The organism is Brachybacterium subflavum (assembly GCF_009299795.1).
GTDB lineage: Bacteria > Actinomycetota > Actinomycetes > Actinomycetales > Dermabacteraceae > Brachybacterium > Brachybacterium subflavum.
Map to the genome: position 1 here is coordinate 154,071 of NZ_VIGP01000005.1, position 10,440 is coordinate 164,510.

Below are 10,440 nucleotides of genomic sequence, written 5' to 3' on the forward strand. Positions count from 1 at the left end.
CGCCGCTCACCGCACGGGGTAGCGTCGAGCCATGAAGAAGCTCATCGATGCCACGGCCGACGTCGTCGTCGACGCCCTGCGGGGCATGGCCCTCACCCATCCCGATGACCTGCAGGTCGACCTCGAGAACCGCGTGGTGCTGCGCGGTCGCCCGAAGGCCGACGGGAAGGTCGCGATCATCTCCGGCGGCGGCAGCGGCCACGAGCCGCTGCACGGCGGCTTCGTGGGCGAGGGCATGCTCGACGCGGCCTGCGCCGGCGAGGTCTTCACCTCCCCGGTCCCCGACCAGATCACCGCGGCGATCTCGGCCGTCGACCGCGGCGCGGGCGTCCTCCAGATCGTCAAGAACTACACCGGCGACGTCATGAACTTCGAGATGGCAGCGGAGCTGGCCGACGCCGAGTCCGGCACCGAGGTGCGCAGCGTCGTCACGAACGACGACGTCGCCGTCGAGGACTCCACCTTCACCGCCGGCCGCCGAGGCGTGGGCGGCACCGTGCTCGTCGAGAAGATCGCGGGAGCCGCCGCCGAGGAGGGCCGGACGCTCGACGAGGTCACCGCGATCGCAGAGCGGGTCAACGGGAACGCGCGCACCCTCGGCGTGGCGCTGACCTCGGTGACCGTGCCCGCGAACGGCAAGCCGTCCTTCGAGCTGGGCGAGGACGAGATCGAGATCGGCATCGGCATCCACGGCGAGCCCGGGCGGCGCCGGGAGAAGATCGCGCCGGCGCGCGAGATCGCCCGCACGATGCTCGAGCCGATCCTCGCCGAGCTCCCCGGTGAAGGCCCCGTGCTGCTGCTGGTCAACGGCATGGGTGCGACCCCGCTGCTCGAGCTGTACATCCTCGCGGCCGACGCCCACGCGATCCTCGAGGAGAAGGGCGTCGAGGTCGCCCGCGACCTGGTCGGGAACTACATCACGAGCCTCGACATGGCCGGCGCCTCGATCACCCTGCTGCGCCTGGACGAGGAGCTCACCGCGCTCTGGGACGCACCGGTCTCCACCCCGGCGCTGCGGCGCGGGCTCTGAGCCCGTCGGGCGCCCCTCATCAGCCACCACGAAAGGAGCTGGCGATGACCAGCGAGAACACCCCCGTCTCGGAGCTCGGCCTGCCCGAGCTGACCACCTGGCTGCGCCGCTGCACGGAGCTGGTCGACGAGAACGCCGCGCACCTCACCGACCTGGACGCGGCGATCGGCGACGCCGACCACGGCGCGAACATGCAGCGCGGATTCGACGCCGTCGCCGGGATCCTCGACGGCGAGTACGAGGACGTCCCGGCGCTCATGAAGAAGGCCGGGATGACGCTGGTCTCGAGCGTCGGCGGTGCCTCCGGCCCGCTCTACGGCACGTTCTTCCTGCGCTTCGCGACGAGCGCGAAGGGGCTCGAGGCGCTCGACCTGCACGCCCTGTTCTCCGCGCTGCAGGCCGGCGTGCACGGCATCGAGGAGCGCGGCAAGTCGATGATCGGCCAGAAGACCATGCTCGACGCCTGGGTCCCGGCCCTGGACGCCTACCAGCGCGCGGGCGAGACCCTGCAGGGCGCGGTCCTCGCCGGGGCCGCCGGTGCGCAGGAGGGCCGCGATGCCACCGCTCCTATGGAGGCCACCAAGGGACGCGCCTCCTACCTGGGCGAACGCTCGGTCGGGCACATCGATCCCGGTGCCGCCTCGACCGCGCTGCTCTGGGAGGCTCTCGCGGACGTGGTCCGCCCCGGCGGTCCGACGCCCGACGGGGAGGCCGGTGCCGACGGGCGCGCGAGCGCCGACGGTGAGGCGGCATCATGACCGGGATCGTCGTCGTCTCGCACTCGCGTCCGCTCGCCGAGGCCGCCGTCGACCTCGCCCGCCAGATGGTCCGCGAGGGCGGGCCGCAGATCGCGATCGCCGCCGGCGTGCAGGATCCCGAGACCGATCAGCTGGGGCTCGGCACCGACGCGGCGGCGATCAGCGCGGCGATCGAGGAGGCCGACGACGACCAGGGGGTCGTCGTCCTCATGGACCTGGGCTCGGCGATCCTCTCGGCGCGCACCGCGCTCGAGTTCACCGAGCCCGACATCGCCGAGCGCACCCGCCTGAGCTGGGCTCCGCTCGTGGAGGGCCTGGTGGGCGCGGTCGTCACCGCCGCGAGCGGCGCCGATCCCGCCGAGGTCGCCGCGCAGGCCGAGGTCGCCTCCGAGGCCAAGCGCCAGCAGCTCGCGGACTGACGGGGCGGAGCGCGCCCAGCCCAGCCAGCGCCTCGCCAGGCATCGCGCGACACCGGCCCGCCCGCTCGAGTGGTGCGAAACGACCGCCAAGATCGATCTTGGCGGTCGTTTCGCACCACTCGACGGGACGCCACGGCTCAGCGGGGCCCCGCCGGAGCGTCACTCCCCCGCGGTGATCATCTCCGCGCACTTCTCGCCCATCATCATCACGGTGATGTTGGGGTTGACGGTGACGATCTCGGGCATGGCCGAGGCGTCGACGACGCGCAGGCCGATGACGCCCTTGACGCGCAGCTGCGGGTCCAGCGGCGAGTCGGCGTCGTCGAGCGGCCCCATCCGGCACGTGCCCACCGGGTGGTAGACGGTGTTGTGGGTGGCGCTGATGTACGCGGCGAGCTCCTCGTCGGTCTGCGCCTCGACGCCCGGGGAGAGCTCGCGACCGGCCCACTCGGCCATGGCCGGCTGGGAGACGATCTCGCGGGCCTTGCGGATCCCGGCGATCATCACGCGCATGTCGTGACCCTCGGGGTCGGTGAAGTAGCGCGGATCCACCTTGGGCTTGTCGCGGAAGTCCCTCGAGCGCAGACGCACGGTGCCGCGGGAGCGGGCGTGGGTGACGTTCGGGGTGAGGCAGAAGACCTCGTCCGCGGTCGGGTAGCCGGCGCGGTAGGTGTGCATGTCGAAGGGCACCGACCCGAAGTGCATCATCAGGTCGGGACGGTCCAGGCCGTCCTCGGTGGGGGTGAACACGCCGATCTCCCACCACTGGGTGGACTCGCGCACCATCGGCTGCTTCGCCTCCCACTGGACCAGGCCCTCGGGGTGGTCCTGCAGGTGGGAGCCCACTCCCGGGGAGTCGACGCGCACGTCGATACCGTGCTCCTCGAGGTGCTCGCGCGGACCGATGCCCGAGAGCATGAGCAGCTGCGGGGTGTTGATCGCCCCGGCGGAGACGATCACCTCGCGCCGCGCCTCGATGAGCGAGGCCCGCCCGAAGGCGTTGTCGACGACCTGCACGCCGGTGCAGCGCTGGTCGTCGTCGAACTCGAGCTCGCGCACCCAGGAGCCGGTGAGGATCGTGAGGTTCTCGCGCTCGAGGATCGGGTGCAGGTAGGAGACCGAGGAGGACGAGCGCGTGCCGTCGGCCCGGCGGTTGACCTGGAAGAAGTTCGCGCCGTTGACGACGGTCTGCCCGGCGTTGAAGCGCGTGCGCGGGATGCCCGCCTGCTCGCAGGCCTCGAGGAGGGCGACGCCGGAGGGATCCTTCGGCGGCACGTTCATGAGGTGCACGGGGCCGTCGTGCCCGTGGTGGGCGTCGTCGTCCTCGTTGGTCTCGAGCTTCGTGTACAGCGGGTAGGTGCGGTCGGACTCCCAGCCCTTGGCGCCGTGGACGTCGGCCCACTCGTCGAGGTCCTCGCGCGGCGCCCAGAAGGCGATGCAGGAGTTGTGGGAGGAGCAGCCGCCCAGGACCTTCGCGCGGGCGTGGCGCATGAAGGAGTTGCCGTTCTCCTGCGGTTCGATCGGGTAGTCCCAGTCGAAGCCGGACTCGAGCAGCTCCATCCAGCGGTCCAGCTGCAGGACGACGTCCTGGTCCTCGTCGGAGGGGCCTGCCTCGAGGAGGCCGACGCTCACCTCGGGGTCCTCGCTCAGGCGGGCGGCGACGGCGGCGCCGGCGGAGCCGCCGCCCACCACCACGAAGTCGAAGGTGCGGGTGGTCTGCATGTGTGGGGTTCTCCTTCGTTCGGTGTCAGGGGTGCGGGAGCCGTGGGGCAGACGGGGGAGTCCTGTGGACCGGCTCGGTCGGCGGGGCCGACGGACGGGCCCGGGCGAGCCGGCCCGGCCCGTCGGCCCCGCACGCTCAGTGCTGGGGGAACCAGCCGGTGACCGCGGGGCGCAGGTTCTGGTAGATGTGCTTGGCCTCCTGGTACTCCGCGAGGCCCGTCGGCCCGAGCTCGCGGCCGGAGCCGGACTGCTTGTACCCGCCCCACTCGGCCTGCGGCAGGTAGGGGTGGAAGTCGTTGATCCAGATGGTGCCGTGGCGCAGGGCGCGGGCGACGCGCTGGGCGCGGCCGGCGTCCTGGGTCCAGACGGCGCCGGCGAGGCCGTAGAAGGTGTCGTTGGCGATGGCGATCGCCTCGTCCTCGCTGGTGAAGGTCTCGACGGTGACCGTGGGCCCGAAGGCCTCGTCGCGCACGACGGACATGCCGCGGCGCACCTGGTCGATCACGGTGGGCTGGTAGTAGTAGCCGTCGTCCAGGCCCTCGCCGGTGGCGAAGGCGCCGCCGGTGCGCACGCGCGCGCCCTCGGCCTCGCCGGCTCGCACGTAGGCGTCGACCTTCTCGCGGTGGGCCTTGGAGATCAGCGGGCCGGACTCGGCCTGCTCGTCGAAGGGGTCGCCCAGGCGGATCTGCTCGGCGCGGCGCACCAGCTCGTCGACGAACCTCTCGGCGATGGACTCCTCGACGATCAGCCGGGCGCCCGCGGAGCACACCTGCCCGGAGTGGACGAAGGCGCCGTTCATGGCGTTGTCCAGGGCCGCGTCGAAGTCGGCGTCGGCGAAGACGACGTTGGGGTTCTTGCCGCCCAGCTCGAGGGCGACCTTCTTGACGGTGCGCGCGGCGTTCTCGGCGATCAGGCGGCCGGTGACGAGGCCGCCGGTGAAGGACACCATGTCGACGTCGGGGTGGGTGGACAGCGGGCCGCCGACGCTCGCGCCGGCCCCGAGAACGAGGTTGCCGACGCCCTTCGGGAGGCCCAGGTCCTCGAGCACCTGCAGCATGAGGATTGCGGTGTGCGGGGTGAGCTCGGCGGGCTTGAGCACGAAGGAGTTCCCGGCGGCGAGCGCGGGCGCGATCTTCCAGGCGGCCTGCAGCAGCGGGTAGTTCCACGGGGTGATCAGCGTGCACACGCCCACGGGCTCGTGCTCGATGCGGCTGGCGACGTCCGGGTCGCCGGCGTCGACCACGCGGCCGGCGTCCTGGGCGGCGATCCGCCCGAAGTAGTCGAAACAGGCGGCGATGTCGTCCATGTCCAGGCGCGACTCGACCAGGCGCTTGCCGGTGTCCAGGGACTCGGCGCGGGAGAACTCCTCCTTGCGCTCGCGCAGCTGCTCGGCGGCGCGCAGCAGCAGGGCGCCGCGGTCGGCGGCCGGGACGGAGGTCCACACGCCGGAGTCGAAGGAGCGGCGGGCGGCCTCGATCGCGGCGATCGTGTCCGTCTCGGTGCCCTCGTCGACGACGGCGACGAGCTCGCCGTCCGCGGGGCAGCGGATCTCGCGCGTGCCGCCCTCGGCGGCGGCGCGCCAGGTCCCGTCGATGAACAGGGTGCTGGGCATGGTCTCTCCCTTCGTGGTGGGGCGCGGGCCCCGGGATGGATGGTCGGTGATGTCTGCTGCGGCCGGGACTGCAGCGACGGCCGGTGGGCTCGGGCCGATGAGGATCAGCGCGAGGGCGCCGGCTCCTCGTCAGCATGATCCTCGTCGGACCCCGCCCCGTCGGCCGGATCCCCGTCGGCCGGGCCCTCGCCGGCCGGGCCCTCGCCGGCCGGGCCCTCGCCGGCCGACGGGCCCTCAGGATCCTCCTCGAGCGCCGGGAAGTCCTCGTGCCAGTCGGTGGTGACGGCCGAGGCGAGGGCGCCGTCGGTCCCTCCCTGCGAGATGCGCAGGTACTCGAGGTGGGACTCGTAGAGGTCCAGGACGTCGGTGATCAGGTGCTCCGAGGAGTAGCCGTACACGTCGTAGCCGCGCGAGCCGGTCGCGGTGAAGACCTCGAGCCGGTAGTAGTCGTCGTCCTCCGGGGCGACGCGCACGGCGAAGGACGGCATCGGCTGGGCGACGGGATGCACCTGGTAGACGAAGTCGTCGCATCCGGGGAGGCCCACGCGCAGCACGAGGCTGGGCACGGGATGGCCCTCGACGTCCTGCCGCTCGACGTCGACCTCGGCGCCGCCCTCGCGCATCTCGGAGGCGACCTCCTGCAGGGCCGGGTCGACGGTGCGCTCGAGGTAGCGCAGGGTCGCGCCGCGCTGCGGGTAGGACATGGAGCGGCGCAGGCGGGAGCGCCAGGAGCGCTCGGAGGCGCCGGAGCGGGCGACGAGGGTCGCCCGGAAGCTGTCGACCTGCTGGGTCTCGCTGCGCAGCGCGCGGTACAGGGAGATCATCACCAGGTACAGGACGATCGAGAAGGGCACGCCGATCACGAGAGTCGCGCCCTGCAGGGTGGTGATCCCGCCGACCAGCAGCATCGCGAGGGTGAGCACGCCGGTGAGGACCGCCCAGAACACGCGCAGCCAGGTGGCGCCGTCCTGCTTGGGGTCCTCGATCACGGAGGTGAAGTTCGCGAGCACGAGAGCGCCGGAGTCGGCCGAGGTCACGTAGAACAGCAGACCGGTGAGGGTCGCGAGGCCGATGAGCAGGGTCGCGCCCGGGTACTGGGCGAGCAGGTCGTAGAAGGCGCGCTCCGGGGTGGCCATCGCGACCTGCCCGAAGGCGTCGTCCCCGCCGATCACGAGCTCGAGGGCGCTGTTGCCGAACACCGAGATGAACAGGGCGATGAACAGGAACGGCACCACCAGCACGCCGAGGACGAACTGGCGCAGCGAGCGGCCGCGGGAGATGCGCGCGAGGAACAGGCCCACGAACGGCGCCCAGGCGATCCACCAGGCCCAGAAGAACAGGGTCCAGGTGCTCGACCAGGTGTCCGGCTGCTCCCACGCGAAGGTGTTCAGGAGCATGCCCGGGAAGCGCGAGAGGAAGTCGCCGACGTTCATCACGAGGCCCTCGAGGATGCGGCGCGTGTTCCCGGTGACGGCGATGTAGACGAGCAGGACGATCGCCAGGATCACGTTGAGCTCGGAGAGCCGGCGGATGCCCTTCTCGACGCCGCTCACGGTGGACACGGTCGCCATCAGCACGGAGAGGACGATGAGGCCGATCTGCGCGCCGACGCCCTCGGGGAGACCGAAGAGCTGGTGGAGGCCGTAGTTCAGCTGCACCACGCCGATGCCCAGCGAGGTCGCGATCCCGAAGACGGTGCCCAGCACGGCGGCGATGTCGACCGTGTGCCCGGCCCAGCCGTCCATGCGCCGTCCGAACAGGGGCGAGAGCAGGGTGCGGATGCTCAGCGGCATGTTGCGCCGGTAGGCGAAGTAGGCGAAGGCCGCGCCCATCAGCGCGTACATCGCCCAGCCCACGGGTCCGTAGTGGAAGAGGGTCCAGACGATCGCCTGCCGGGCGGCCTCGATGTTCTGCCCGCCGCCCGTGGGCGGCTCGTAGTACTGGGAGATCGGCTCGGAGACCGAGAAGAACATGAGGTCGATGCCGATGCCCGCGGCGAACAGCATCGCCGTCCAGGTGAACAGGTTGAACTGGGGCCGGGCGTGGTCAGGGCCGAGCTTGATGGCACCCGTGCGGCCGAGGGCCAGGAAGAGCACGAAGGCGACCACGACGCCCGCGGTGACGATGTAGTACCAGCCCAGGTTCTGCGACGTCCAGGTGACGATCGCTCCGATCACCACCCCCGCCTGCGCGGGCGCCAGGATCGCCCAGAGCGCGACCGCGCCGATCAGGGCGGCGGATCCGATGAGCACGGGAGGGTTCGCGCGGGGTCCGCGCGGGGCAGCTGGTACCGGGGCGCTGGGAGCCGGGGCCGACGGGTCTGGCGACGGCGGGGCCGTGGTGGTCGGGGTGCGGTCGGTGCCTGCTGTCATCTGCTCCTCGTCCTGCTGCGGGCGGTCGCGGATCCCGGCACCCGGACGCCGTACGTCCAGGGCACGCCGTCGATCCTCCAGCACCCTAGACGAGGCATCCGGCGGCAACAGCGGTCCCCCGCAGCCTGCTGACCGGTTGCGGCATCCCTCGGGACAGACCAGCCGTCACCAGCGCAGACCCCCCTGTTCCCAGGGCGGTCCGTGTGCCACGCAGGGCACCCGGAGAGCCCGGGAGCGACCCCGCCGATCGGGAGGCACGTCACAGCGCGCGTACGTACGATGGACCGATGGAGACCTCATCCGCCCCTGAGGCCAGACCGGCTCCCCCCGTCGAAGCTCCCGCCGCCGATGCCGCCGGCGACGCGCCGCGCTGGCGGCACGCGATCTGCTGGCAGGTCTATCCGCTGGGGTTCTGCGGCGCCCCGCTGCACCGCGAGGACCTGGGGGCCGAGACCTACGGCGAGCGCCAGGGCGATAACGTCGTCCATCGTCTGGACCGCATCGTCGGCTGGCTCGACCACCTGCTCGCGCTCGGCGCGGACGTGCTGATCCTGAACCCGATCTTCGACTCCGCCTCCCACGGCTACGACACCCTCGACCATCTGCGCGTGGACCCCCGGCTGGGCGACGAATCGGACCTCGATGCGCTGATCGCGGCATGCCGCGAGCGCGGCATCTCCCCTGTGCTCGACGGCGTCTTCAACCACGTCTCGCACCTGCACCCGCTGGTGCGGCGGGCGCTGGCCGACGGCCCCGACTCCCCCGCCGGCGCATGCATCCGCTGGTCCGGTGCGCACCCGTACGGCTTCGAGGGCAACGAGGACCTCGTCGAGCTGAACCTCGCCGAGCCCGCGGTCCAGGAGCGGATCGCCCAGGTGATGAACCTGTGGCTCGACCGCGGGATCAGCGGCTGGCGACTGGACGCCATGTATGCGGCGGGTCCCGAGGCCTGGGCGCCGATCCTGGACATGGTGCGGGCCGAGCACCCGGAGGCGTGGATCCTCGGCGAGGTCATCCACGGCGACTACCGGACCTTCGCCGAGGCATCCGGGGCCGACTCCATCACCCAGTACGAGCTGTGGAAGGCGATCTGGTCCTCGATCCGCGAGACGAACCTCTTCGAGCTCGCCCACGCGCTCGGCCGGCACGACGCCTTCGTGCACGGCGAAGAAGGCGACGGCGGGGGCGCCCCGTTCCTGCCGCTGACCTTCCTGGGCAACCACGACACCACGCGCATCGCCTCCCAGCTGCCCGACGGCCGCGACCTCGCCGTCGCGTTCTCGCTGCTCGCGCTGCTGCCGGGCATCCCCGCGATCTATGCGGGCGACGAGCTGGGAGCCGTCGGCACCAAGGAGGACCGCGCGGGCGGGGACGACGCCGTGCGCCCGCTGTTCCCCGCCTCGCCCGACTCCCTCCGCTCCGGCATCGGACCCGACGGCACCTGGCACGGGGAGGCCCCCGCGGGCGTGTACCCGTCGCTCGCGCTGCTCTCCCGGCCCGCCGCGCCGCGCCTGATCGAGGTGCATCAGCGCCTGCTCGGTCTGCGCCGCCGCGAGGGATGGCTGGCGAGCGCGAGGATCCGCGTGGACGAGGACTCGCTGACCAACTCGTCCGTGCGCATCGTGCTCGAGCCCGACGGACCCGCGCCCTCCGACGGATCCGCCGCCCCGCGCGGCCTCGCCCTCTGGCTCAACCTCGGCGATGACCCCCTCGACCTGCCGACCGACGCGGAGGTCCTCACGCAGGTCTCCGGCGCCGACATGCTCGATGCCGTAGGCCCCGCCGCACCCGGCATCGTCCCTCCGCACGGTGCCGCCGTCGTGCGTTGAGCGGTGCGTCGACCGACCGGGGGGCGACGGGTCGCCGCCCGACGCCCGGCGCCTCTCGGCCGATCACGAGCCGCCGGTCATCCCCTCCACGCACCCTCTGTGCCCACCCAGCGTCGCGTCATAGGCTCGGCCCCATGAGCACCTCCACCGCGCTGAAGCCCGCCGAGTCCGTCCGCACCGCCCCCGTCGTCGCCACAGGCCTGCTGGGCGGCTGGATCACCGCGCGGGAGACGGGCATCCGCCCGCTCGGCGGCGTCGTCCTCGCCGCCGCGGGCGTCTACGCGGGCCGCACCTGGCTCGCCAGGCGCGGCGCCGGCACCACCGCGGCGCTGAGCGCGCTGTACGTGCTGGGCTTCGGGCTCTCCCACCCGCTCGCGAAGAAGATCGGCCCCTGGCCGTCCGTGCTGGCCGTCGCCGGCGCGAGCGCGGGCGCCGCCGCACTGCTCTCGGACGCGAAGCCCGCGCAGGACTGACCCGCGCCGAGCAGCAGCCGCCCCAGCAGACGTCGCAGCGGCCGCACGGACCCGAGGATCCTTCCGCGGCGCCGGACCGTCGGCCGACCCGACTCGGCGCCCCACGGCGATCACACCCCGGAATCCTCTGGTTTCCCACGTGATCGTTGACTAGGCTAAAGGGCCGGTCCGCACGAGGCTCACGGAGCCCGCCGGGCCGGCCCGCCCCGCATCCCGCCCCTTCTC

At 72.5% G+C, this 10,440-nt stretch carries 8 protein-coding genes; 5 read left to right on the forward strand and 3 right to left on the reverse strand.

Features of this window, described 5'->3' with window-relative positions:
• Window positions 1–31 precede the first annotated feature (31 nt).
• The 3 genes from dhaK to dhaM are packed head-to-tail and all read left to right on the forward strand — an operon-like array spanning window position 32 to window position 2,207.
• A complete protein-coding gene (gene dhaK / locus FHG10_RS13025) occupies window positions 32–1,030 on the forward strand; it encodes a dihydroxyacetone kinase subunit DhaK (RefSeq protein ID WP_152353773.1) in 999 nt (332 codons plus the stop codon).
• Window positions 1,031–1,074: 44 nt separating this feature from the next.
• Complete coding sequence (gene dhaL, locus FHG10_RS13030) at window positions 1,075–1,788, forward strand: dihydroxyacetone kinase subunit DhaL (RefSeq protein WP_152353774.1); 714 nt, start codon at window positions 1,075–1,077, stop codon at window positions 1,786–1,788.
• Window positions 1,785–2,207 carry a dihydroxyacetone kinase phosphoryl donor subunit DhaM gene (gene dhaM / locus FHG10_RS13035; RefSeq protein WP_152353775.1) on the forward strand — a complete coding sequence of 141 codons (423 nt, stop codon included), beginning with the start codon at window positions 1,785–1,787 and terminating at the stop codon, window positions 2,205–2,207. The genes dhaL and dhaM overlap by 4 nt, the downstream gene beginning before the upstream one ends.
• Before the next feature lie 159 nt (window positions 2,208–2,366).
• On the opposite strand, the gene FHG10_RS13040 is transcribed toward dhaM, so the two are convergent.
• The 3 genes from FHG10_RS13040 to betT form a co-directional block, all read right to left on the reverse strand.
• Complete coding sequence (locus tag FHG10_RS13040; protein ID WP_152353776.1) at window positions 2,367–3,929, reverse strand: GMC family oxidoreductase; 1,563 nt, start codon at window positions 3,927–3,929, stop codon at window positions 2,367–2,369.
• Between the two features lie 136 nt (window positions 3,930–4,065).
• Entirely contained in the window at window positions 4,066–5,541 is a 1,476-nt protein-coding gene (locus FHG10_RS13045; protein WP_152353777.1) for an aldehyde dehydrogenase family protein, read from the reverse strand.
• Between the two features lie 104 nt (window positions 5,542–5,645).
• Window positions 5,646–7,913, reverse strand: a complete 2,268-nt coding sequence (betT, locus tag FHG10_RS13050; RefSeq protein ID WP_193636309.1) for a choline BCCT transporter BetT — start codon at window positions 7,911–7,913, stop codon at window positions 5,646–5,648.
• 287 nt (window positions 7,914–8,200) lie between these two features.
• On the opposite strand from betT, the gene FHG10_RS13055 reads away from it, so the two are divergent.
• Window positions 8,201–9,742 carry an alpha-amylase family glycosyl hydrolase gene (locus tag FHG10_RS13055; RefSeq protein ID WP_152353778.1) on the forward strand — a complete coding sequence of 514 codons (1,542 nt, stop codon included), beginning with the start codon at window positions 8,201–8,203 and terminating at the stop codon, window positions 9,740–9,742.
• Between the two features lie 134 nt (window positions 9,743–9,876).
• A complete protein-coding gene (locus tag FHG10_RS13060; protein WP_152353779.1) occupies window positions 9,877–10,215 on the forward strand; it encodes a hypothetical protein in 339 nt (112 codons plus the stop codon).
• The last annotated feature ends 225 nt before the right edge of the window (window positions 10,216–10,440 follow it).

Excerpts from the sequence above, each read along its gene's own strand:
- dhaK (WP_152353773.1), top strand. The coding sequence starts at position 32 with ATGAAGAAGCTCATCGATGCCACGGCCGACGTCGTCGTCGACGCCCTG.
- dhaL (WP_152353774.1), top strand. The coding sequence starts at position 1,075 with ATGACCAGCGAGAACACCCCCGTCTCGGAGCTCGGCCTGCCCGAGCTG.
- dhaM (WP_152353775.1), top strand. The coding sequence starts at position 1,785 with ATGACCGGGATCGTCGTCGTCTCGCACTCGCGTCCGCTCGCCGAGGCC.
- FHG10_RS13040 (WP_152353776.1), bottom strand. The coding sequence starts at position 3,929 with ATGCAGACCACCCGCACCTTCGACTTCGTGGTGGTGGGCGGCGGCTCC.
- FHG10_RS13045 (WP_152353777.1), bottom strand. The coding sequence starts at position 5,541 with ATGCCCAGCACCCTGTTCATCGACGGGACCTGGCGCGCCGCCGCCGAG.
- betT (WP_193636309.1), bottom strand. The coding sequence starts at position 7,913 with ATGACAGCAGGCACCGACCGCACCCCGACCACCACGGCCCCGCCGTCG.
- FHG10_RS13055 (WP_152353778.1), top strand. The coding sequence starts at position 8,201 with ATGGAGACCTCATCCGCCCCTGAGGCCAGACCGGCTCCCCCCGTCGAA.
- FHG10_RS13060 (WP_152353779.1), top strand. The coding sequence starts at position 9,877 with ATGAGCACCTCCACCGCGCTGAAGCCCGCCGAGTCCGTCCGCACCGCC.